Origin of the sequence: Pantoea sp. NPDC088449 (assembly GCF_044753225.1) — a bacterium.
GTDB lineage: Bacteria > Pseudomonadota > Gammaproteobacteria > Enterobacterales > Enterobacteriaceae > Pantoea > Pantoea floridensis.
In genome coordinates, this window is the sequence record NZ_JBIVMT010000003.1 from 491,288 (window position 1) to 513,087 (window position 21,800).

Annotated in this window: 21 protein-coding genes; 7 read left to right on the forward strand and 14 right to left on the reverse strand. The window is 53.4% G+C overall.

What is annotated here, in order from left to right:
* Positions 1 to 79: 79 nt before the first annotated feature.
* From murP to gltP, 5 genes are all read right to left on the reverse strand, one after another.
* Positions 80 to 1,519, reverse strand: coding sequence for a PTS N-acetylmuramic acid transporter subunit IIBC (gene murP / locus ACIP6T_RS16735; protein ID WP_400458157.1), 1,440 nt, complete (start codon positions 1,517 to 1,519; stop codon positions 80 to 82).
* Positions 1,519 to 2,430: an N-acetylmuramic acid 6-phosphate etherase gene (gene murQ / locus ACIP6T_RS16740; RefSeq protein ID WP_400458158.1), complete on the reverse strand. Its 912-nt coding sequence runs from the start codon at positions 2,428 to 2,430 to the stop codon at positions 1,519 to 1,521. Before murQ ends, murP begins: the two co-directional genes overlap by 1 nt.
* A gap of 168 nt (positions 2,431 to 2,598) precedes the next feature.
* Positions 2,599 to 3,003, reverse strand: coding sequence for a type II toxin-antitoxin system HicB family antitoxin (locus tag ACIP6T_RS16745; protein ID WP_097095190.1), 405 nt, complete (start codon positions 3,001 to 3,003; stop codon positions 2,599 to 2,601).
* Between the two features lie 93 nt (positions 3,004 to 3,096).
* A complete protein-coding gene (locus ACIP6T_RS16750; protein ID WP_400458159.1) occupies positions 3,097 to 3,270 on the reverse strand; it encodes a type II toxin-antitoxin system HicA family toxin in 174 nt (57 codons plus the stop codon).
* Between the two features lie 228 nt (positions 3,271 to 3,498).
* Positions 3,499 to 4,800 (reverse strand): glutamate/aspartate:proton symporter GltP, encoded by a 1,302-nt coding sequence (gltP, locus tag ACIP6T_RS16755; protein WP_097095192.1) that lies wholly within the window; start codon positions 4,798 to 4,800, stop codon positions 3,499 to 3,501.
* A gap of 583 nt (positions 4,801 to 5,383) precedes the next feature.
* On the opposite strand from gltP, the gene acs reads away from it, so the two are divergent.
* The 3 genes from acs (at position 5,384) to actP (ending at position 9,615) form a co-directional block, all read left to right on the forward strand.
* A complete protein-coding gene (gene acs / locus ACIP6T_RS16760; RefSeq protein WP_097095193.1) occupies positions 5,384 to 7,339 on the forward strand; it encodes an acetate--CoA ligase in 1,956 nt (651 codons plus the stop codon).
* Between the two features lie 297 nt (positions 7,340 to 7,636).
* A complete protein-coding gene (locus ACIP6T_RS16765; protein WP_097095194.1) occupies positions 7,637 to 7,966 on the forward strand; it encodes a DUF485 domain-containing protein in 330 nt (109 codons plus the stop codon).
* Positions 7,963 to 9,615, forward strand: coding sequence for a cation/acetate symporter ActP (gene actP / locus ACIP6T_RS16770; protein ID WP_097095195.1), 1,653 nt, complete (start codon positions 7,963 to 7,965; stop codon positions 9,613 to 9,615). The genes ACIP6T_RS16765 and actP overlap by 4 nt, the downstream gene beginning before the upstream one ends.
* An 81-nt stretch (positions 9,616 to 9,696) precedes the next feature.
* Here actP and ACIP6T_RS16775 read toward each other — a convergent pair whose 3' ends face one another.
* From ACIP6T_RS16775 to ACIP6T_RS16785, 3 genes are all read right to left on the reverse strand, one after another.
* Positions 9,697 to 10,242: a YfaZ family outer membrane protein gene (locus ACIP6T_RS16775; RefSeq protein WP_097095196.1), complete on the reverse strand. Its 546-nt coding sequence runs from the start codon at positions 10,240 to 10,242 to the stop codon at positions 9,697 to 9,699.
* A gap of 122 nt (positions 10,243 to 10,364) precedes the next feature.
* Positions 10,365 to 11,060, reverse strand: a complete 696-nt coding sequence (locus ACIP6T_RS16780; RefSeq protein ID WP_097095197.1) for an LrgB family protein — start codon at positions 11,058 to 11,060, stop codon at positions 10,365 to 10,367.
* The gene (locus tag ACIP6T_RS16785) at positions 11,053 to 11,475 is read right to left on the reverse strand and encodes a CidA/LrgA family protein (RefSeq protein ID WP_097095198.1); all 423 of its coding nucleotides are present in this window, start codon (positions 11,473 to 11,475) and stop codon (positions 11,053 to 11,055) included. The genes ACIP6T_RS16780 and ACIP6T_RS16785 overlap by 8 nt, the downstream gene beginning before the upstream one ends.
* Before the next feature lie 104 nt (positions 11,476 to 11,579).
* Between ACIP6T_RS16785 and ACIP6T_RS16790 the strand changes: the two genes are divergently transcribed.
* A complete protein-coding gene (locus ACIP6T_RS16790) occupies positions 11,580 to 12,482 on the forward strand; it encodes a LysR family transcriptional regulator (protein WP_400458160.1) in 903 nt (300 codons plus the stop codon).
* A 217-nt stretch (positions 12,483 to 12,699) separates the two neighbouring features.
* On the opposite strand, the gene ACIP6T_RS16795 is transcribed toward ACIP6T_RS16790, so the two are convergent.
* The 4 genes from ACIP6T_RS16795 to soxR form a co-directional block, all read right to left on the reverse strand.
* The gene (locus tag ACIP6T_RS16795; protein WP_097095200.1) at positions 12,700 to 14,349 is read right to left on the reverse strand and encodes a Na+/H+ antiporter; all 1,650 of its coding nucleotides are present in this window, start codon (positions 14,347 to 14,349) and stop codon (positions 12,700 to 12,702) included.
* A 124-nt stretch (positions 14,350 to 14,473) separates the two neighbouring features.
* Positions 14,474 to 15,823 (reverse strand): NCS2 family permease, encoded by a 1,350-nt coding sequence (locus ACIP6T_RS16800; RefSeq protein ID WP_097095201.1) that lies wholly within the window; start codon positions 15,821 to 15,823, stop codon positions 14,474 to 14,476.
* Positions 15,824 to 16,123: 300 nt separating this feature from the next.
* Positions 16,124 to 16,789 (reverse strand): glutathione S-transferase family protein, encoded by a 666-nt coding sequence (locus tag ACIP6T_RS16805; RefSeq protein WP_097095202.1) that lies wholly within the window; start codon positions 16,787 to 16,789, stop codon positions 16,124 to 16,126.
* A 44-nt stretch (positions 16,790 to 16,833) separates the two neighbouring features.
* Positions 16,834 to 17,310, reverse strand: a complete 477-nt coding sequence (soxR, locus tag ACIP6T_RS16810) for a redox-sensitive transcriptional activator SoxR (RefSeq protein ID WP_400458161.1) — start codon at positions 17,308 to 17,310, stop codon at positions 16,834 to 16,836.
* A gap of 98 nt (positions 17,311 to 17,408) precedes the next feature.
* Between soxR and soxS the strand changes: the two genes are divergently transcribed.
* Positions 17,409 to 17,840, forward strand: coding sequence for a superoxide response transcriptional regulator SoxS (gene soxS / locus ACIP6T_RS16815; protein WP_097095203.1), 432 nt, complete (start codon positions 17,409 to 17,411; stop codon positions 17,838 to 17,840).
* Positions 17,841 to 18,094: 254 nt separating this feature from the next.
* Complete coding sequence (locus tag ACIP6T_RS16820) at positions 18,095 to 18,376, forward strand: YjcB family protein (protein ID WP_097095204.1); 282 nt, start codon at positions 18,095 to 18,097, stop codon at positions 18,374 to 18,376.
* Between the two features lie 56 nt (positions 18,377 to 18,432).
* Here the strand turns inward: ACIP6T_RS16820 and ACIP6T_RS16825 are convergent, their stop codons facing one another.
* Both ACIP6T_RS16825 and ACIP6T_RS16830 read right to left on the reverse strand, forming a co-directional pair.
* Positions 18,433 to 19,383 (reverse strand): ATP-grasp fold amidoligase family protein, encoded by a 951-nt coding sequence (locus tag ACIP6T_RS16825; protein ID WP_097095205.1) that lies wholly within the window; start codon positions 19,381 to 19,383, stop codon positions 18,433 to 18,435.
* An 8-nt stretch (positions 19,384 to 19,391) separates the two neighbouring features.
* The gene (locus ACIP6T_RS16830; protein WP_097095206.1) at positions 19,392 to 20,648 is read right to left on the reverse strand and encodes a polysaccharide biosynthesis C-terminal domain-containing protein; all 1,257 of its coding nucleotides are present in this window, start codon (positions 20,646 to 20,648) and stop codon (positions 19,392 to 19,394) included.
* A gap of 527 nt (positions 20,649 to 21,175) precedes the next feature.
* On the opposite strand from ACIP6T_RS16830, the gene ACIP6T_RS16835 reads away from it, so the two are divergent.
* Entirely contained in the window at positions 21,176 to 21,571 is a 396-nt protein-coding gene (locus ACIP6T_RS16835) for a transposase (protein WP_097095207.1), read from the forward strand.
* The last annotated feature ends 229 nt before the right edge of the window (positions 21,572 to 21,800 follow it).

Consider the following 21,800-nt stretch of genomic DNA (forward strand, 5'->3'; position numbering starts at 1 on the left):
TTTTTTCGGTCGCCATAAATGGCGACCCTACGCTGTAGGGTGCACATTAATGCGCACCGAACCAACATCCGCACTGCGTTTAGCTCAAATCCACATTTCGCGTTCCGCCCCACCACGTAAATGCGAAGCCTCCAATCCACGCCACTATTAGCCCGGCTAAATACACCGCCATACCGGCAAAAATCCCCTGGGATGAGGTCATTAACGGTAGCGTCACCAGCCCCGATGGACCAAACACCGTGTTCATCCCGACGGGCAGGCCCAGCCACGCTACCAGTCCAATAAAGAAGCCGCCCAGCGCACCGCCCAGACAGGCAGTAATAAAGGGTTTGAGGCGCGGCAGCGTCACGCCATAAATCAGCGGCTCGCCCACGCCCAATAAGCCCGGCACAATCGCGCCCTTAATTTGCTTGCGCAGCAGCGAATGCTTATCGGCTTTGCACCACAGCGCTAGCGAAGCACCCACCTGCCCGGCTCCGGCCATCGCCAGTATCGGAAAAAGTGAATTAAAACCCTGGGTTTCCATTAGAGCAAAATAGACCGGAATAAAGCCTTGATGGATACCGAACATCACCGCAATTAAAAACAGCCCGGCGAGGAGAGCACAGCCAAACGGATTACTGTTTAAATTGATGAAAAGCCATGACATCCCTTTAAATAATTCACCGCCAATCGGCATAATGACCATGAAGGTGACGGCGCCAGTAATAAGTAATGTCAGCAGTGACGTCAAAATCATATCGAGATTATCGGGAACCACTTTTCGCAGCTGTTTCTCAACCCAAGCACCAAATATAGCCGCCAGCAGCACGCCAATAATGTTGCCGCGCGGATCGATCGCCATACCAAAGAAATCTTCCATGCCGCTGTAATAGCCGACCGTGGCTTTGGGCACATAGCCGAGGATAAACAGTGAAGCGACGATCGCGCCGTTCACGCCGGTGCCACCAAAGGCTTTCTGCGCGTTATAACCAATCAAAATACTCAGGAACGTGAACAACCCTTTGCCGAACACCTTCATGTACGCCACGGTCGCAAGCAGCCAGCGCGCGTGTTCGCCGGGCTGATTAAGGTGGAATACCTGCTCAATCAGCGTGGCAAAGCCCAGGAGCAAACCGGCACCGATGAAACCAGGGATCAGCGGCGTAAAAATGGTGGCAAAGCGGGAGAGGAAACGGTGCAATGCGCTGGTTTGCTTCGCCTTCATCTGCTGCTTTTGCGCGGAGGCAATACCTTGCAGCTCCTGTGATGCAGCGGCTTCACTGCCATCATTGAGTAACGCCTGCATCTTCTCTGCCGCGGTTTGCGCCTTACCGGGGCCAAGCACGATTTGTAACTGCGCATCGCTCTCAATGACCCCCAACACGCCCGGTAGCGTTTTAAGCTTTGCGCTATCAACACGTGCAGCATCCGCCAGCGTCAGGCGCAGGCGTGTCATACAGTTGCCGCACTGCACCACATTGGTTGCGCCACCCACCGCCTGCAAAATGTCGCGCACTACACCTTCGATAGCGGCCATTAATTAGCTCCTGCGCCACGCAAAGCGTTACGGATAAAGCCCTGATTCTGGCTCAGCAGGGCTTGCGCCTCTTCAGCATTGAGTTCGGCCAGCACCATCACAATCGCGGTTTTACAGTGTCCGTGACAGGCTGCCAGCGCCTGCTGCGCGGTGGCATCGTCACACTCGGTGGCTTGCTTAACAATATTCACCTGGCGCTGTACCAGCTTCTGATTGGTGGCTTCAACATCGACCATAAGATTGCCATACACCTTGCCGCTGCGAATCATCGCCCCGGTAGTGAGCATATTCAGCACCAGCTTCTGCGCGGTGCCGGCTTTCATGCGCGAAGAACCGGTCACCACTTCGGGGCCAACCACCGGCGTCAGCGCCACATCAGCGACCTGTGACATCGGGCTGTTAGGGTTACAGGTCAACGCGGCGGTAAAAGCCCCTTGCTGGCGGGCATACGCCAGAGCGCCAAGTACATAAGGTGTCCGGCCGCTGGCAGCAATGCCCACCAGCACATCGCTGGCGCTAAAAGCAATATCACGCAGATCCTGTGCACCCTGCTCAACGTTGTCTTCGGCGTTTTCTACCGCCTGCAGAATTGCAGCGTGGCCACCCGCAATCAATCCCACCACCTGGCTGCGCGGCGTGCCAAAAGTAGGCGGACATTCACTGGCATCAAGGATGCCCAAACGCCCCGATGTGCCCGCGCCACAGTAGATGAGACGGCCGCCCTTACTGAAAGCCGCAGTAATAGCATCCACCACCTGCGCAATCTGCGGCACGATGGCTTCTACCGCCAGCGCCACTTTTTTGTCTTCATCATTAATCACGCGCAGCATGGCTTCAGTCTCCAGCTCATCAATGTTTTGGCTGGCGGGATTACGGCCTTCGGTAATCATCTGGCTGAGATCGATCTGCATGACAGGCTCCTGTGAGAGAATAATTTATTCAACAAACTATATATCACAAAGAATTGTTAATTCGTCAGGTATATGTCATTTTTGCTCGCTACTGGGGATGGCAGACGTCCACAAAAAAGCCTGCATAAGCAGGCTATTACCCATGATTAAACGTCTTACGGGAATTTCTTATGTTTTAGCCAACTCTCTGCGGGCTAACTCCGCTAAGAATCCACTTCTTGACCCATATTCACGATGTTCCTCGACGTAACGATCAATGCGCGCTAACAAGTTTTGTGCAATCGTGATGTTTAACTTGATTGCCTTTCCATCATACTTGCTTACATCGACATCGACATAAGCCCAGGTGCCGCCCTGGCAGTCTTCATTATCAAGATGCGCATCAAAAGTTTTAGCTTCTGGAATTGCACCGCCTTCATCAACCGTAAACTCTACGTGCGCGTCTATCGCTTCCGCTGCATCTTTGATTGTGTTCTCGAAGGTATCGCCTGCGAAATAGCATCCGGTTACATCTGGTACAAACCCTGAGTAAGTGCCAGTTTCTGTCTTATGGATGTAAATTGGATATCTCATTTGCAACCCCCTACCCGCTCAAGCTGGATTTCTATTACGTACAAGGCACTTAAAATTATTACCGAAATTTGGGCGCGCTGTGTGCGCCTGTTTTCATATCTGTTTAAGTATTTTGCTTAGCGTCCCCGTTGAAATATCTTTTGTGGGATGAGGGACGGCAATGGCATAACTCACGCCATCCTTTTTGAAGATGTGGTGACTTCCTTTCACCCTTTTCTGTACCCAGCCATTTTGCTCTAAAAGCTTTATGAGTTCGCCACTGGTCAATCCAGCCTCCTTGAGTCCCTGGCACACAGTCATTATACCCACTATAACTACGCTATGCAGCACTTGTGGTTATAGTGGGTATGGATTTAAGCAAGGTTTGAGACAAAGGGTTATAAGACTTGTCTGCAGCGGGCATAAAAAAACCCGCCGAAGCGGGTTTCTGTGGATACCGATCGTCATGAATGGCGACCCTATGACGTAGGGTGCGCATTCATGCGCACCGGCAAATTAACTGGCGCTTTGCGTACGCAGCTGCTGCTCGTAGGCAGCGGCCTGTTTGGCGTCGAACTGGTCTTCCCAGCGTGCAATTACCAGTACCGCCAACGCGTTACCGATGACGTTCAGCGCAGTTCGTGCCATATCCATGATGCGATCAACACCGGCGATAAACGCCAATCCTTCCAGCGGAATACCCACGCTGCCCAGCGTCGCCAGCAGCACCACAAAGGAGACACCCGGCACACCAGCAATCCCTTTTGAGGTCACCATCAGCGTCAGCACCAGAATGATCTCGTCGGTGAGCGACAGATCAATGCCATACAGCTGGGCGATAAAGATCGCCGCAATGCTTTGGTACAGTGTTGAACCATCGAGATTAAACGAGTAACCGGTTGGCACCACGAAGCTGGTGATGGCTTTCGGCGCACCATAGGCTTCCATCTTCTGCATAATGCGCGGCAGAACGGTTTCGGAACTTGAGGTGGAATAGGCAAGAATCAGCTCGTCTTTCAGAATGCGCATCAGCGTAGTAATGCGCAGCTTACACAAGCGTGCCACGGTGCCGAGCACCACGAAAGCAAAGAACAGAATTGCCACGTACACCAGCAGCACCAGCTTGGCGAGTGGATAAAGCGAAGCAAATCCAAAGTTGGCGATAGTGACCGCAATCAGCGCAAATACACCCACCGGCGCATAACGCATGATCATGTGCGTCACTTTAAACATGGTTTCGGAAATAGAACGGAATACCGTAACCAGCGGATCGCGATGCTCCGATGGCAGCGCCGACAGGCCCATACCAAACAGTACCGAGAAGAAGATAATCGGCAGCATGTCACCCTTCACCAGCGAGGCGAAGATGTTCTGCGGGATCAGCGACAGGATGGTGGTCACCAGGCCGTGCGGTGCGTCCTGCACGGCGGCCGTTGTCGCTTCGTATTTAGAGATGTCCACCGTTACCAGCGTTGACATATCAATGCCGCTACCGGGTTGGAATACGTTGGCCAGCGTAATGCCGACCACAATGGCAATGGTGGTAATCACTTCAAAATAGATGATGGTTTTGACACCAATACGGCCGAGCTTTTTCGCATCTCCAACGCCGGCAATGCCGACAATCAGCGAGGAAATAACAATCGGCACCACGATCATTTTGATCAGATGGATAAAGATATCACCGGCTGGCGTCAGAATGTTGGTGATTAACCATTCACGTTCGCCGGGCTGATTATGCAGCACGGTTCCTACAATCACGCCCAAAATCAGCGCAACTAAAATCTGCCATGCAAGGGTGAATTTAAAACCTTTCATAACGCTTTATTTCCTCAAGTCAAAAACCCCTTTGCTCTGCTGCGAAGGTGCAGGAGAAATGTCACACAGGGAAGTGAGCAAAAGCCCGATAAAAATAGAAGGTTATTGTGGACTGCGCCGTTTACCGCTTGGCAGGCATTTTGCGCCTGCGAAATGATGCAGCCTGAGTAGATACCTGCTGAACAGGGCCGAGATAAGTACCATTTTCACTACGGTAAATGCAACCCCCGGCGCGATAGCGCAAATCTTACTCAGGTTAGTAGCATAAAATGCTGAGGCTTGTTAATGACCATAACTCGCTGTTATGAAAAGTGTTAATTCGATAAGTTTCCGCATAGCTATGCATAACTGGGCAAAAAGCACGCCGGTGCGTTTGCTGATTATTTGCACAACAGTGGCAGAGATCTCGTAGGCTTAGAGCAGCACAAGCTGCAATTTACGCAGCGTTTTAAACAAGTGATTCAAGGGCATTTTGCCGGGTGGAAAGGTCGTGATCCAGACTACAAAACAGAAACAAAGCCCTATTGCGCTCTTCCCTTAACCTTTGATTGACATATGATTAACATCTTCAAGGAGGTCAGCCATGAGCCAAATACACAAGCATCCCGTACCCGCTGCCATTGCAGCGAATGCCCTGATAAATGCCGATCAGTATGCGGCGCTGTACCAACAATCGGTTGACGATCCCGACGCTTTTTGGGGCGAACAAGGTAAAATCCTCGACTGGATTAAGCCCTACAGCAAAGTGAAAAATACTTCCTTTGCCCCCGGCAATATTTCGATTCGCTGGTATGAAGACGGCGCGCTGAACCTCGCCGCCAACTGCCTCGATCGCCATCTGCAAACGCGTGGCGATCATCCCGCGATTATTTGGGAAGGCGATGACGCCAGCGAAAGCAAAACCCTGACCTTCCGCGAACTGCATGGCGACGTCTGCCGCTTTGCCAATGTGCTCGTGAGCCTTGGTGTGAAAAAAGGCGACGTAGTGGCGATTTACATGCCGATGGTGCCAGAGGCCGCCGTCGCGATGCTGGCTTGCGCCCGCATTGGCGCGGTGCACTCGGTAATTTTTGGCGGCTTCTCACCGGAAGCGGTTGCCGGACGCGTGGTTGATTCCAATGCCAAACTGATTATTACCGCCGACGAAGGCGTTCGCGCCGGCCGCAGCATTCCGCTGAAGCGAAACGTTGATGACGCGCTGAACAATCCAAACGTCACCACGGTGAAAAATGTGGTGGTGTTCAAGCGCACCGGTAAAGAGACCGGCTGGCGCGAAGGCCGCGACCTGTGGTGGCACGATTTAGTGGCAAAGGCCAGCGATCGGCATGAACCGGTTGCCGTGGATGCCGAACATCCGCTGTTTATCCTCTATACCTCCGGCTCCACCGGCAAGCCGAAAGGCGTGCTGCATACCACCGGCGGTTATCTGGTGTATGCCGCCAGCACTTTCAAGTATGTGTTTGATTATCATCCTGATGATGTCTACTGGTGTACCGCTGATGTCGGCTGGATCACCGGTCACAGCTACCTGATTTACGGCCCGCTGGCGTGCGGGGCGACCACGCTGATGTTTGAAGGCGTGCCGAACTGGCCAAAGCCGAGCCGCATGGCTGAAGTGGTGGATAAACATAAGGTTACCTTGCTGTATACCGCGCCAACCGCGATCCGCGCCCTGATGGCCGAAGGCGATAAGGCGATTGAAGGCACCGATCGTAGCAGCTTGCGCATTATGGGTTCGGTGGGTGAACCGATCAATCCAGAAGCCTGGGAGTGGTATTACAAGAAGATTGGCGACAGCCGTTGCCCGATCGTCGATACCTGGTGGCAGACCGAAACCGGCGGTTTTATGATCACGCCGCTGCCGGGCGCCACCGAATTGAAAGCCGGTTCCGCCACCAAACCTTTCTTTGGCGTGCAGCCGGCGCTGGTCGATAACGATGGCAATCAGCTGGATGGCGCCACCGAAGGTAACCTGGTGATCGTCGACTCCTGGCCAGGCCAGGCGCGTACGCTGTATGGCGATCACGATCGTTTCGAGCAGACCTACTTCTCCACCTTCAAAAATCGCTACTTCAGCGGTGACGGCGCGCGCCGTGATGAAGATGGCTATTACTGGATCACCGGTCGCGTGGATGATGTGCTCAACGTCTCCGGTCACCGCTTAGGTACCGCCGAGATCGAATCAGCGCTGGTGTCGCATCCAAAAATTGCCGAAGCCGCGGTGGTGGGTATTCCGCACAGCATTAAGGGCCAGGCGATCTACGCTTACATCACGCTAAACCACGGTGAAGAGCCTTCGCCAGAGCTGTATACCGAAGTGCGTAACTGGGTACGAAAAGAGATTGGCCCGATTGCCACGCCGGATGTGCTGCACTGGACCGACTCGCTGCCAAAAACCCGCTCCGGCAAGATTATGCGTCGCATTCTGCGCAAAATCGCTGCCGGTGATACCAGCAATCTCGGCGATACCTCTACGCTGGCCGATCCGGGCGTGGTAGAGAAATTGCTGGAGGAGAAACAGTCCATCACCATGCCGTAATCGGCATCGTCCCGACGGAGAGTGTCAGCCTGTCCACGGCAGGTTACTCTCCGTCACCTTTACCTTACGCCGTATGCCTTTCAACATCGCACAACCCATACCCAAAATAATTCGAGCTGCAGGAAGGCGGCAAGGATGAGAATTCCAGGAGCTTACTGAAGTCAGTGACTGGGATGAGCATACGCAGCCAACATACCTGTAGCTTGAAGTATGAAGGGTATATATAACTAGAATATTCAGCCAGTTAAATCACTTTATTGTGAGATTGCTGTCTGCCTTGCCTCTGGAGAAAATGTGATGAACGAAACCCTGGAACAACAGGAAGCAATCTGGCTACAAATCGAAAATAACCCGCGCTATCACGAACTGGTGCACAAACGTCAGGCCTTCGCGCTGCTACTTAGCATTATCATGCTGGTGCTGTACGTCGGCTTTATTCTGCTCATTGCCTTTGCGCCCGGCTGGCTGGGCACGCCATTGCATGCAGGTACCAACGTGACGCGGGGTATTCCCATTGGCGTCGGCCTCATCGTGATGTCTTTCGTGCTGACCGGCGTCTACGTATGGCGTGCCAACGGCGAGTTTGACCGTCTGACCAAACAGATCCTGAGCGAGGTGAAATCATGAAGCGCTTGCTCTCGATGTTTTTGGCTATTGTGCCCGCCAGCGTGTTTGCCGCCGATGCGATAACCGGCGCGGTACAGCGTCAGGCCACCAACTATGAAGCCATTATTATGTTCGTGGTGTTTGTGGCAGCGACGCTCGGCATTACTTATTGGGCATCCAAGCGCACCCGTTCGCGCAGCGATTACTACACCGCCGGCGGTAATATCACCGGTTTCCAGAACGGGCTGGCCATTGCCGGTGACTTTATGTCCGCCGCCTCGTTCCTCGGTATTTCCGCCCTGGTTTATACCTCGGGTTACGATGGGCTGATCTACTCGCTCGGCTTCCTTGTCGGCTGGCCGATGATCCTGTTTTTGATTGCCGAACGCCTGCGCAATCTCGGTCGTTACACCTTTGCTGATGTTGCCTCCTATCGCCTCGCACAGAAACCCATCCGTACATTGTCGGCCTGCGGCTCGCTGGTCGTGGTGGCGCTGTATCTGATTGCGCAGATGGTCGGTGCCGGTAAGCTTATCCAGCTGCTGTTTGGTTTGGATTACCACATCGCGGTGGTGATGGTGGGTATTTTGATGGTGCTGTACGTGCTGTTCGGCGGCATGCTGGCCACCACCTGGGTGCAGATCATCAAAGCGGTGCTGCTGCTGTTTGGCGCCAGCTTTATGGCGATTATGGTGATGAAAGCCACCGGCTTCAGCTTCAATACGTTGTTCACCGAAGCCATGGCGGTGCATCCGAAAGGTGCGGCGATTATGCAGCCCGGCGGGCTGGTGAAAGATCCGATCTCGGCGCTGTCACTCGGGCTGGGCTTGATGTTCGGTACCGCCGGTTTGCCGCATATTCTGATGCGCTTCTTTACCGTGGCCGATGCGCGTGAAGCGCGTAAAAGTGTGTTCTGGGCCACCGGCTTTATGGGCTACTTCTACTTCCTGACCTTTATTATCGGCTTCGGCGCGATATTACTGGTGGGATCGAATCCGGCCTTCAAAGATGCCAGCGGCGCCCTGCTCGGCGGCACCAACATGGCGGCGGTCCATCTGGCGAATGCGGTTGGCGGCAGCTTGTTCCTCGGCTTTATCTCGGCCGTGGCTTTCGCCACCATTCTGGCGGTCGTTGCGGGTCTGACATTGGCGGGCGCTTCTGCGGTGTCACACGATCTCTATGCCAGCGTAATCCGCGAAGGTAAAGCGACAGAACGCGATGAGTTGCGCATCTCGAAGATCACCGTGTTGGTATTAGGCGTGGTGGCGATTGCGCTGGGGATTCTGTTTGAAAAACAGAACATCGCCTTTATGGTCGGTCTGGCGTTCTCGATTGCTGCCAGCTGTAACTTCCCCATTATTTTGCTTTCGATGTACTGGTCAAAACTGACCACGCGCGGCGCGATGATTGGCGGCTGGCTGGGATTGATTACGGCAGTGCTATTGATGATCCTTGGCCCAACCATTTGGGTGCAGGTGCTGGGGCATGAGAAGCCGATTTATCCGTATGAGTATCCGGCGCTGTTCTCAATGCTGGCGGCGTTTATCGGCATTTGGCTGTTCTCGATCACCGACCACTCGGCGCGCGGTGCCGAGGAACGTGCTCGCTTCCGCGGACAGTTTATTCGTTCGCAGACGGGAATAGGAATTTCGCAGGGTAAATCGCACTAGGAGCGGTAATTAACCAGGTCGCCATAAATGGCGACCCTACGGCGTAGGGTGCGCATTAATGCGCACCTGGTTATATCATCATTAGAAACGCAGTGACGCGCCAACGTACGGCCCATCAACCAGCACGTTATCTTTACGGCTGCCCTTATTGTTCAGCTCAATATACTGATAACCCACACGCAGGTTCAGCAGCGAAATTGGCGTGAAGCTCAGGCCACCAGACGCTTCCTGATAGCTATCCAGACGATCGGAGAACGCTTCCGGTGCATAGTAATATTCGCCATACAGTCCCCACATGCTGTTGAAGCTGTACTGCGCGCCGCCGCCCACTGCTACGGTAAAGCCATCACGACCATCTTCCGGATGGGTGAATAGCGCTTTCGCCGTTGGCGCAATGCGGAAATCGCCCACGTCGATGTTATAGCCCAGGCCGGCACCATAGGTGCTGCCATCGTGATCGCTGCGCAGCCAGTTGCCTTTCAGGAACAGGCCTGGCGAGGTAGTACCGAGACCAAGGTTCAGGTTGGTGCTGTGCTCACCCACGTCAACACTGCCCTCAATCGCCTGTGCGCCGCTGCTCAGCAGTGCCAGACCCAATACGCTTCCAGTAACAAGTTGCTTTAACATGTGATTCCACTCCATGAAGGACCAATAATTCGGCGGCAAGGGTACCAGCCTGGCAGCGGGAGACAACATTATTTGGAAAGCTTTACGTAAAAATGGGTTACGACGGGCAAAAGAGCCGCTTGTTAAGCGGCCCACAGCAGATGACTGAGCAGGGGCGCGAGAATGACCGTCACCACGCCGGAGAGCATCATTACCAGGCTCGAGACCACCCCTTCTTGCTGACCCAGTTGATAAGCGCGCGCGGTCCCTGCACCGTGCGATGCCGCACCGAAGCCCGCGCCTTTCGCCACGCCCTGCTTAATGGCAATACGCAGGAACAGAACATCGCCCACCGCCATACCGAACACGCCGGTGATCACCACAAACAGCGCCACCAGATCCGGCTGACCGCCAATCGGCTGTGCTGCCGCCAGCGCAAACGGTGTGGTAATCGAACGTACTGCCAGGCTGCGCTGGATGGATTCCGGCAGCGCCAGTAAACGCGCCAGCCATACCGAGCTGCACACCGCCACCAGCGTAGCGGTGACGACGCCCACGCTCAGCGATAGCCAGTGGCGCTTGATGATCTCGAGGTTCTCATACACCGGTACGGCAAATGCCAGCGTTGCCGGGCCGAGCAGCCAAATCAGCCAGTGACTTTCGGCGATATAATTTTTCCAGCTCACGTGGGTAAGCAGCAGCAGCGCCACCAGCACCAGCGGCGTGAGTACCAGCGGCATGAGCAGCAGCGTACGCCAGCGACGATACAGGACTTTGTTGATGTAATAGACCAGCAGCGTGAATCCCAGACACAGCAGGCTAATCAGTAGATCATTCATGATGGGCCTGCTTGCGTGCAGCGCGCGCCAGTTCAAAACGGTATAAATGGTCGACCACTAGTGAGGTCGACGCCAGCACCAGCAAGGTGCTCACGCCAATCACCACGCAGATACGCCAGCCTTCACTGCGCAATAAATCGCTGTAATTCACCACCGCCACCACCGCCGGGATAAAGAACAGCAGCATTTCGGCCAGCAGCCAGTTGGCGCCGGCTTTCACCCAGCGCAGCGGCACAATGTGCGTCATGATAAGTCCCAGCAGCAACACCATACCAACCACATTGGCAGGCAGCGGTAGATGCAGCCAGCTCACCAGCTCGCCGCTGAACATAAACAATCCGACATACAGCACCAGCTGCAGCGGTACGAAAGCGCGTTGCAGGAGATCCGTTCTGCGCGGACTTAATGCCATCATTTCCTTTCACCCCGATGAATAATTCAGGGCTCTAGTATAAATCCGCCGCAAACTGTGAAAGAAATGAATTAAAATCATTCAAACTATGCCAAAAAGGAATGTTTATGGACGTGCGAGCCTTGCGCTACTTCACTGAAGTGGTCCGTCAGCAGAGCTTCACCCGCGCCGCTGAGAAGCTGTACGTGACGCAACCCACCATCAGCAAAATGCTGCGACAGCTGGAGGAGGAACTGGGCTGCACCTTGCTGCTGCGCGAAGGGCGCAAGCTGCATCTGACCGACAGTGGCCAGGCGGTTTATCAGCGCGGGCTGGCGATTTTGCAGGAGTTTCATCAGCTGGAGGCGGAGTTAGGCGATATCAACCAGCTAAAAACCGGTGAGCTGCGGCTGGGCATTCCGCCAATGGTCGGCATGCAGATTGCGGGTTCTATCTCTGCCTTTCGTCGCCGTTATCCTGGCGTGCAGCTAAAAATTTCTGAGTTTGGCGGGCTAACCGCGCAACAAGCGGTGCTGAGCGGCGCGCTGGATATCGCCCTCACCGCACTGCCGCTTGATGCAGTACTGCCGCTCAATACGCTGGCGCTGATGCACCATCCGATGTGCGTATTGCTGCCGCGCAGTGAAAGCTGGCTACAGCATCGCAAAGTAGGTTTGGCTGAATTAGCCCGGCATCCGCTGCTGATTCTCAATGAAGAGTTCGCACTTAATCGCCAAATCATGAAAGCGTTTCAACGTCTGGGCGTAACACCGAACATTGCGCTACGCAGTGCGCAGTGGGATTTTCTGGCGTCAATGGTGCAAGCGGGGATGGGATTGGCGATTTTGCCGGAACCGATCTGTCAGCGGCTGGATAAGCAGTCGCTGCTGTGGCTGCCGCTAGATTCGGAGCTGCAGTGGAGCCTGGGCTTGATTTGGCGAGAGGGCAGTTACTTATCACGCAGTGCGCAGGCATGGATTGAGTGCTGCCGTGAACACTGGCCGGATAAGGCACCGCGGCTTTCGGTGTGAAAACAACAGCAGCACAGTAACGTTCTGAACCGGTCGCCATAAATGGCGACCTTACGTTTATCTGGCTGGGTTTACGTAGGGTGCGCATTCATGCGCACCTGGATTCTGAACCGGTCGCCATAAATGGCGACCCTACGTTTATCTGGCTGGGTTTACGTAGGGTGCGCATTCATGCGCACCTGGATTGCACCGCTACAGGTGAAAAACAGGCTTGCCGCTATTCCTCTTTCTCTATCAGCAGCGCTTCGAGCAGATCGAGATCGTGCAGCAGTTTCTGCATCGTCTCGTTAGAGATTTCCTGCGTCGCGCGCAGGTGATACACCTCTGCACGTTCGGCTCGCAGCGCATTGAGGCGGAAACGACGCTCAAGGTTTTCAGCAAACTGCGCCTGCTCAATATCGTTTTTGCCTTCCGCCCGGCGACGTAGATTGCCAATTACCCGCAAACTGACTTCTTTCAGCAGTTCGGGATCGATGTTCTCTTCCGCGTCACTCTCGAGGCGTTGCTCCATTTTGTGCAGGCTCTCTATCGCCACACCCGCCATGGCGGCACGCGCGAACTGAATCTCACGACGATGACCGACCTTATCGATGCTTTCCACATCGCGCAGCAGAATCGGCAGCAGTACCACGCCGACCAGCAGCGAAACCAGAATCACACCGGTGGCGATAAACACCAATTCATAGCGCGCCGGGAAGGGATCGCCATTGCTGAGGAACAGCGGAATCGACAGCACACCGGCCAGCGTGATGGCACCGCGCACCCCGGCAAAAGAGGCAATCAGCAATTCGCGCAGCGAATAGTTGGTAAACTCCAGCGGCTTTTTCTTCAGCAGGCGCTGACTGGTGCGCTTCATGATCCACAGCCAGCCGAATCGCACCACCATCAGGGCGGCGTACACCAACAAGACGTCAGTGAGCAACATCCACAGTTCCACATTGGGATCGGCTTGTGCCTGGGCAATCGACGTGGAAAGGATGTCTGGCAACTGCAGGCCGAGCATCAGGAACACCATGCCGTTAAAGACAAACTCCAGCATCTGCCACACGCTGTTCGCACGCAGACGCATGGCGAGCGGTGCCTGACGGATAATGCCGGAACGCGTGATGGTCATCCCTGCGGCCACGGCGGCCAGGATGCCGGACACGCCAAGGTGTTCGGCAATCAGATAAGAGGCGAACGGTAACAGCAGCAGCAGCACGGTTTGGGTGGCCGGGTCATCTCCGCTCCAGCGGCTCAGCAGGCGCAGCGAGCGACCATACAGCCAGCATATTGCGACGCCGGCAACCAAACCGCCCACGGCCACTTTAAGAAACTCAACGCTGGCACCGCCCCACGTAAACACCATGGTGCCCATGGCGACTGCCACCGCAAACTTGAGCGATACCAGGCCCGATGCGTCGTTCATCAGGGCCTCGCCCTGCACAATCGACATGATCTTTTTCGGGATACGCCCTTCACCGACAATGCCGGACAGCGCCACGGCATCGGTGGGCGACAGCACCGCCGCCAGCGCAAAGGCGGGAATCAGCGGAATGCCCGGCACCAGCCAGTAAATCAGGTAACCAATCCCGACCACGGTGATCAGCACCAGAACCAGCGCCAGCCCCATGATTTCACGACCGTGATGGAGAAATTCGTTAATCGGCGTTTTCCAGCCATCTGCGAACAGCAGCGGCGGAATGAACAGCACGAGGAACAGTTCCGGGTCAAAATCGACATGCAGGCCGAAGACGGGAAAAGCGAGTAATGCACCGGCGGCAATCTGCACCAGCGGTAGAGGAATTTGAAACGGCAGAATACGTGCCGCCACGCTGGAGAGTGAAACCACCAGCGTCATGATGAGAATAGTAAAGAAGATTTCCATGCTTTCCTTAGGCGAATCAATTTCATTAAAGCGATGTTGTTGCGTGGGAAAGTGTAAAACAAAACGCCGCACAGCGGGCAACCCGATGTGCGGCGAGGAGCAGAAAGAGAAAAATCTTGGTTTTTTAGATAGCCCAACCACCGGCGTAGAACACCACCAGCGCGACAGCAATCACCACTGTGCCAACGTTCAGCTTGCGCCATTCACCCGCGAACAGGCGACCAATCACCAGCGAAGCGAAGCCGAGCATGATGCCGGTTACGATGTTGCACGTCAGCACGATGAAGACTGCAGTCAGCAACCCAGACATCGCATCCACGAAATCATTGAAGTCGATTTTTGCCACGTTGCTGAGCATCAGCAGGCCAACATACATCAGCGCGGGGGCGGTGGCGTAAGCGGGAACCAGATACGCCAGCGGCGACATAAATAGAATCACCAGGAACAACAAGCCGACCACGATCGCCGTCAGACCGGTTTTGCCCCCTGCCGCCGTACCTGCGGCCGATTCAATATAAACCGCAGCGGGTGATGCGCCCACCAGACCGGCGAACAGGCTGCTGACAGAATCCGTGGTCAGCGCGCGGCCACCGTTCATGATCTGGCCCTCTTTATCCAGTAGATTCGCCTGCCCCGCTACCGCGCGAATGGTGCCGGTGGCATCGAATACCGCAGTCATTACCAGCGCCAGCACGCTTGGCAGCACGACCGGTTGCAGCGCACCCATGATATCCAGGCTAAACATCGCCGATTGACCGTTGGCATCCTTCAGACTCGGCATGGCGAACAGACCTTGGTAGGTCACCGCCGGATCGAAAATCAAACCGATAATGGAGATCGCAATAATGGTCAGCAGGATGCCGCCCGGTACGCGACGTTTCTCCAGACCGAAAATGGCCGCCAGTCCCACCAGCGCCATGATCACCGGAAACGAAGCAAAATGGCCGAGCGCCACCGGCAAGCCCGCCGCCGGGTTCTTCACCACCAAACCAATGCCGTCTGCGGCAATCAACATCAGGAACAGGCCGATACCCACGCCGGTGCCGTGCGCCACCCCCATCGGTAAGTTACGCAGAATCCACGTGCGAATACCGGTCACTGAAATCAGCGTGAACAGTAAGCCCATCAGGAACACCGCGCCGAGCGCCACCGGTACGCTAATGTGCTGGCCGAGCACCAGGCTAAAGGCAGTGAAAGCGGTCAGTGAGATAGCACAGCCAATCGCCATGGGCAGATTTGCCCACAAGCCCATGATGATTGAGCCAAAGCTTGCGACCAGACAGGTAGCAACGAACACCGCCGTCGGCGAGAAGCCCGCTTTGCCCAACATGCTGGGGACCACGATAACCGAGTAGACCATCGCCAGAAACGTCGTCAGACCCGCTAATATTTCCTGACGCACGCTGCTGCCGCGTGCAGAGATGTTGAACCAGGCGTCCAGTTTTCCACTGGCCGGGCGCGATTCACCAGACATAATCATTCCTCAATATTTTTTGTGATGTGAGTTGCCGCACGGCGCGCGTTTGCTGCTCCCTGATGCGAGATTTTCATGGTGAAAATCCAGGCAAACGTTTACGTCGCCGCGTATTCCTGTTGGTAAAAAGAGACAGGGAAAAAAGGCAAACGATTATCTGGCGTTTGGCATGGTGTTTTCAACTACTAATCGCGGGGATTGCAGGATAAATCCAGCCAATGGGGTTCCCAGGTCGCCATGAATGGCGACCTTACGATCATGGGCTTTGTAGGGGCGTCATTCATGACGACCTGGCCGCAATCAACTCTGCAGTTGAATCGGGCCGCCCTGCTCAATGGCGCGTTGCCAGGCGGCGCGCTGCTGCATGGTTTCCAGCCAGCGTGCGGTGGCGGGCATCTCACGCAGTGAACCGCGCATCTGCAGCGCCAGCAGCGGGAAGCTCATCTGCACATCGGCGATACTAAAACGTGAACCGGCAAAATAAGCGTGCTGGCTGAGATGCTGTTCGATGACGCTGCCGTGCAACGCCAGCTGTTTGTTCAGCCAGGCCTTTTGAATGCCCTTACTCAGCGCGATGCCCGCAGGACGCAGCAGCCACGGCACCGGCTTCTTGCCCAGCTGAGCAAACACCAGTTTCATCACTAACAGCGGCATGAGCGATCCTTCGGCGTAATGGAGCCAATAACGCGACTGAATCTGTTCATCCTCATCACTCAAGGCCAGCTGATGTTCACTGTCATAGCGCATTTGCAGATATTCGAGAATAGCGCCCGATTCGGCAATAACCCGATTGCCATCGGTGATCACCGGGGATTTACCCAGCGGATGGACTTTCTTTAAGGAATCAGGCGCCAGCAGGCTGTTTTCACGCTGATAACGTTTGATTTGGTAAGGCACCGAGAGCTCTTCCAGCAGCCATAACACGCGGTGCGAGCGGGAATTTTCCAGATGGTGAACGGTGATCATACGGTTTTCCTTGCCGGTAAAAGTGTCCCGGCAAGTATAGTCGATTACCGTTTCTGCTCGTCTTGTTCAGGATCGAGCAGTACCGCACCCGAACCTTGTTCGCCCAGGCGGTCATCGGGATTGCGTAGCGGGCAGTCACGCATCGATAAACAGCCGCAGCCGATGCAGCCATCAAGATCGTTACGTAAACGCGTAAGGGTTTCGATGCGCTTATCCAGTTCTTCACGCCAGTGCTGCGTTAGCGCATCCCACTCCTGCGTCGACATACGCTTATTGGCCGGCACGTGCGTCAGGCTATCGCTCACCGTTGCCAGCGGAATGCCAATGCGCTGCGCAATTTTAATGATCGCCACGCGGCGCAACACATCTCGGCTGTAGCGGCGCTGATTACCGCCGTTGCGTGAGCTAAAAATCAATCCTTTGGTTTCATAGAAGTGCAGCGCCGAGACCGCCACACCGCTGCGTTTCGCCACTTCGCCCGGCGTCAGCACCGGCTTCGGGTAATTGCGTTCTTTTTTCATTTAGGGCCTTTACCTCAAGTTAACTTGAGGAATTATACTCGCACCCCAGCAAAACTACGAATTTCTAACCAGGTATTAACCATCAGAAGGATGAGGCTATGATGCAACAGGAAATCATTCATTCGCTGACCCACTGGATCGATCAGAATCTGGATAAAGCGCTGTCAATTGATGAAGTCGCAGCAAAATCAGGTTACTCAAAATGGCATCTGCAGCGTATGTTCCGTGCCGTCACGAAACAGACGCTGGGTGGCTATATTCGCGAACGTCGTCTGACGCTGGCCGCAGAAGCGCTGCGTCAAACCCAGCGCCCGGTATTCGATATCGCCATGCAGTACGGCTACGATTCGCAGCAGACGTTCTCACGCGTGTTCCGCCGTCAGTTCTCGCAAACGCCGACCGCTTATCGTCATACCATGCGTCGTCAGGCGATGATGCAGCGTCCACGTCTGCTCAGTTTTGACTGCGTCGAGAGCAGTATGAACAGCTTTGCCCAACGTACAACCGGCGAGTGCTGCCCGGTTAGCTAACCTTTTCTGCGCGCCCCAAGCGGGCGCACCTCTCTTTTTGCCCGCAAATTCCTCCCTCTTTGATGAAAAAATTTCTACCATACAAGGTATAAATTTTGTTCAAAATTTAAAATCGAGTGATATAATGTGAGCCAAGTCACACTTTCTTGTTTGCAGTAAGACGGCCAGAAGGGCTTCCCTGACCTTCCTTCTTTGCCGCCAGTGATGTCCATTGAATGTCGGGGATATCACTGATTCTAAGAGGTTTTTTGCAGATGGCCACGTTAACCACCAGTTTGATTGTTATGCGCTGGGAACTCCTGAGCGCAGTAATGATGTTCTTTGCCAGCACCATGAAAATTCGACTGCGTCAAAACAGTCATCACGTGATGGCGCTGCTGTGTGGAGGTATTGGTGTGGGCATGTCCTGCTGGTTCGTTACCGGCCTGCTTGGCATTACGTTAAGCATGGAGAATCTGCATAACTTTATGGAAATCTCTAAGAACGCCTTTATCCAGGTGATGAGCCAGGCGCCAGCAGACTGGCCGATGCCTTAATCGCCGCCAATAAAAAACCCCGCCAAGGCGGGGTTTTTTATTTTGCTGTGTGATTCTTAAATTTTCTTCAATACGGCCGGGATGGCGACATCCGCAACCGTGACGCCCGGTATCTTCGTACCGCGACGATCCTGAATCCACATATCACCCATCATTTGATTAAGCCCGCGATCCAGACCGGTCACTAAGCCAGCTCCCGGCGTAAAGGTCAATTCGCCAAAGTAGATCTGGTCGTTATCGATGTACCAATCCACGCGCACGTAATCGAAATCACTGGCCAGCGTTTTGCTCAACGCCAGGGCGTGCTGTAACGACGCCATCTGCGGTGTCACGTCCAGGCCGGTATCACGAATCTTGTGATAGGCCTCTTTCAGATTGTTAACATAAAAGTTCATCGACAACAGCGGATTACAGCGGTTGTAAATCACCTGCAGCACATATTCAAAATTGCCATCGCGCTTATTGAACATGTGGAATTTGTAATCAATCGGTGCCGTTTTACCATCACCGATGTACTGCTCCACCAGAATACGCGGCTTGATGTAGCGATAGTGAATCTCACGCGCCTCATTGGCGAAGTCGGTTTTCAACCAGCGATGACAGTCGTTAATAATCTGCTGCTTCTTCAGCGCGTCCGGCTCTTCCAGCAGGATTTCCACCATGTTGGAGGCATGATTCGGTTTGATCACCGTATTTTTCCAGCTCGGCAAGGTGTGCAGCGAGCTGGGATCGCTGGTTTCATACACCAGCGGGATCAGGTATTCGCTACCCACTTTCTCGGCGATATATTCACGCACTGAATATTTGTCCGACAGGCGTCCGTAGATCTGGTAGTCGCCGTGGACGAATTTGCGGTACAGCACCTTCTCATTGAAGACCTTCGGCTCACGCAGGTTGGGTAATCTACGAAACTTATGAAAGTAGTAGATACGATCCTGGGTTGCCCAGGGCATCTTCTTAATGAAGTACTGCACGCTTCTTCTGAGTTCTTCTTTCAACTTGAGCATATCTGACCTCATTTGTAGGTTTTGTAGTTGAGTGAGGAAACCTGGATTTTTTGGATGACGCCATTTTTGAAGAAGTAATTCATTACGGTAAGAGACAGCAATTCTGAGATGAAAACGCTCCAGGCGGCACCCATGATGCCGTAGCCCTGTATCAGCCACCACGACAGCGGCAAGCTGATAACCATCAGGCAAACAATTTTCTTCAACAGATAATTAAACCCGCCTTCTTTGACCATGTAGCGATACGCTACGGTCCCCATCGCCGAAAAGCAGGTTGCTAACGACAACAACGTAATGAGACTTCCTGACTGTGTGTATTCGTGACCATACAAAGCGATGATGATTTTTTCGCCGTACATCGCGATCACCGCTAACAACAACAATGAAACACCCATGACATAACCATTGAGCCGTGCTGTCAGCTTCATGGCGGCTTCTCCACGCTCACGGAAGATTTCCGAGAAGCAGGAAGTGATGATGGCAACCGGAATAAAAATCCATGAAGCCGAAATAGTATTTGCCGCGGCAAACAGGCCAAGGTCGCGCGCTGAAGCGATGCCCGCCAGGAACATCTGGGCCGCTTTCACCTGCACTGAGATGAAAATACTGGAAATGGCCAGCGGCAATCCGGCATAGAGCAGGTAGCGCAAATAGGCGTTGCGCTTCTCCTGTGGCGGTGCCACATCCTCATTTTCGCGGTAAAAATTAATGCGCTTAATGGCATACGGCACCAGCGTCACCGCCACAATGGAGACGGTGAGCCACAGCGGATTGAGGTGTAGCCAGGCAATGAGGAAACTCAGCGTGAATCCCAGCAGCAATCCCACCGAGTTAGCGATGGTGTTCAGCCGTGACGCTAAGCGCGCATTGTTATAGACGCTGAAAGTGTCCTGCGTCACAAACACCGAGGAAATAAACGAGGCCAGCGCAAAGGCGAGGAAATTTTCCTGCATGTTGTACCAGACCCAAATCAACACCGGCAGCGATGTGAGCAAAAGCAAAACCAGGCGCATATTGCGCGCTACGGTCATCAGGCGCAGCCCTTTCGGTGCGCTTTTGCTAATCCGCTTAAACAGAATGGTTTCCGTACCGAAAATCGCCACGGTTTGCACCATGGAAAACAGTGAGGTCGAAAACGCCATTTGGCCAAAGATGGTTGGGCCAAAGGATTTTGCCACGTAGGAGGTCACAAATATGACGCCGAACACGGAGACAATCTTTTCAGACATCATCCAGGCGGCATTCGACATTACGCTCAATTTCATTGACTGATCCTTAGTATTACGAACTACAACAACTTTCGGTACAACATCCTTGAAATGAATTAACAAGCGCTCAGTGGGCCTGACTTAATTAATGAACTTCAAACCAAACTGGTCCGAAAAATGAGACTCGCGTCAGGAATTAAGAACTATATTCAGGAAAATTCCGATTATATCCGGTGCGAAACTCCGTGGATGTAAACGATTTCAGCTTAAATTCCGCACAAACGTTTACTGGCACACCCGAGCATTTCAGCGTCTGGGTTATGCCGTTTTTCCAATGAATGTAGTATTTTTTCTGCATTTGGGATGGAGTGAATTTATATCAAAAACCTAACGCCCGGAAGGCGTTCAATGCCATTCAGAATAAAATAAGATTTATCCCATGATGATATTTCTTCTAAATATCTTAATTTAACCCTCGCAATTCAAATCGCGCACTTTAATACTGCATTAATAGTGTTTTTGCAGTGCCAGATATTAATACAGTAATTCTCATCCACTAATTGATAAGAAAGGTAATAGCATTTATGAGAAAGTCACGATATAGCGAAGAGCAAATCACAAATGCCATTAAAGCTTCTGAAACGGGAGTGAAAGTCAGGGAGATTTGTGAGGAGCTAGGCATTTCCGAGGCCACTTTCTATAGCTGGAAGAAGAAATTCTCAGGATTATCCTCCGAAGAAGGTCGTAAAATCAAGGAGCTGGAAGATCAGCTACTTAACCTTACGCGCGAGCTGCAATCACTGAGTTCGGACAAAGAGATGCTGCAAAGCGTGCTAAAAAACTTCTTCACCACAAATGAAAAGCGCCAGGCCGTTAACTTCCTGCAAACCACGTTCGACATAGGTACACGTCGTAGCTGCCGCTTGCTGGATATTAGCCGTAGCGTTTATCACTATCCATCAGGAACAGATAATCGCTAGCATTATTAAGGCCGATGTTATTTGACTTAATGCTGAGATTTGTTCTTACCAGAAGATATGAAGATCATTTAATTCGGCGTTCACAACATAACAATTCGAACCAATTTTTCCTGATGAATACCATCGCGGAATTGCTTCCTTTTTTGCGGTAAAATAGATTCACATCAGCAAAAGTCTCTCTATTCAAGCCATTTAGACGAAGTCCAATCTCATTAACGTGAGATTGGCG

Excerpts from the sequence above, each read along its gene's own strand:
- actP (WP_097095195.1), top strand. The coding sequence starts at position 7,963 with ATGAAGCGCTTGCTCTCGATGTTTTTGGCTATTGTGCCCGCCAGCGTG.
- ACIP6T_RS16765 (WP_097095194.1), top strand. The coding sequence starts at position 7,637 with ATGAACGAAACCCTGGAACAACAGGAAGCAATCTGGCTACAAATCGAA.
- ACIP6T_RS16825 (WP_097095205.1), bottom strand. The coding sequence starts at position 19,383 with ATGCTCAAGTTGAAAGAAGAACTCAGAAGAAGCGTGCAGTACTTCATT.
- ACIP6T_RS16835 (WP_097095207.1), top strand. The coding sequence starts at position 21,176 with ATGAGAAAGTCACGATATAGCGAAGAGCAAATCACAAATGCCATTAAA.
- soxR (WP_400458161.1), bottom strand. The coding sequence starts at position 17,310 with ATGAAAAAAGAACGCAATTACCCGAAGCCGGTGCTGACGCCGGGCGAA.
- soxS (WP_097095203.1), top strand. The coding sequence starts at position 17,409 with ATGATGCAACAGGAAATCATTCATTCGCTGACCCACTGGATCGATCAG.
- ACIP6T_RS16830 (WP_097095206.1), bottom strand. The coding sequence starts at position 20,648 with ATGAAATTGAGCGTAATGTCGAATGCCGCCTGGATGATGTCTGAAAAG.
- murQ (WP_400458158.1), bottom strand. The coding sequence starts at position 2,430 with ATGCAGATCGATCTCAGCCAGATGATTACCGAAGGCCGTAATCCCGCC.
- ACIP6T_RS16795 (WP_097095200.1), bottom strand. The coding sequence starts at position 14,349 with ATGGAAATCTTCTTTACTATTCTCATCATGACGCTGGTGGTTTCACTC.
- ACIP6T_RS16820 (WP_097095204.1), top strand. The coding sequence starts at position 18,095 with ATGGCCACGTTAACCACCAGTTTGATTGTTATGCGCTGGGAACTCCTG.
- acs (WP_097095193.1), top strand. The coding sequence starts at position 5,384 with ATGAGCCAAATACACAAGCATCCCGTACCCGCTGCCATTGCAGCGAAT.
- gltP (WP_097095192.1), bottom strand. The coding sequence starts at position 4,800 with ATGAAAGGTTTTAAATTCACCCTTGCATGGCAGATTTTAGTTGCGCTG.
- ACIP6T_RS16745 (WP_097095190.1), bottom strand. The coding sequence starts at position 3,003 with ATGAGATATCCAATTTACATCCATAAGACAGAAACTGGCACTTACTCA.
- ACIP6T_RS16785 (WP_097095198.1), bottom strand. The coding sequence starts at position 11,475 with ATGATGGCATTAAGTCCGCGCAGAACGGATCTCCTGCAACGCGCTTTC.
- ACIP6T_RS16790 (WP_400458160.1), top strand. The coding sequence starts at position 11,580 with ATGGACGTGCGAGCCTTGCGCTACTTCACTGAAGTGGTCCGTCAGCAG.
- ACIP6T_RS16805 (WP_097095202.1), bottom strand. The coding sequence starts at position 16,789 with ATGATCACCGTTCACCATCTGGAAAATTCCCGCTCGCACCGCGTGTTA.
- ACIP6T_RS16775 (WP_097095196.1), bottom strand. The coding sequence starts at position 10,242 with ATGTTAAAGCAACTTGTTACTGGAAGCGTATTGGGTCTGGCACTGCTG.
- murP (WP_400458157.1), bottom strand. The coding sequence starts at position 1,519 with ATGGCCGCTATCGAAGGTGTAGTGCGCGACATTTTGCAGGCGGTGGGT.
- ACIP6T_RS16800 (WP_097095201.1), bottom strand. The coding sequence starts at position 15,823 with ATGTCTGGTGAATCGCGCCCGGCCAGTGGAAAACTGGACGCCTGGTTC.
- ACIP6T_RS16780 (WP_097095197.1), bottom strand. The coding sequence starts at position 11,060 with ATGAATGATCTACTGATTAGCCTGCTGTGTCTGGGATTCACGCTGCTG.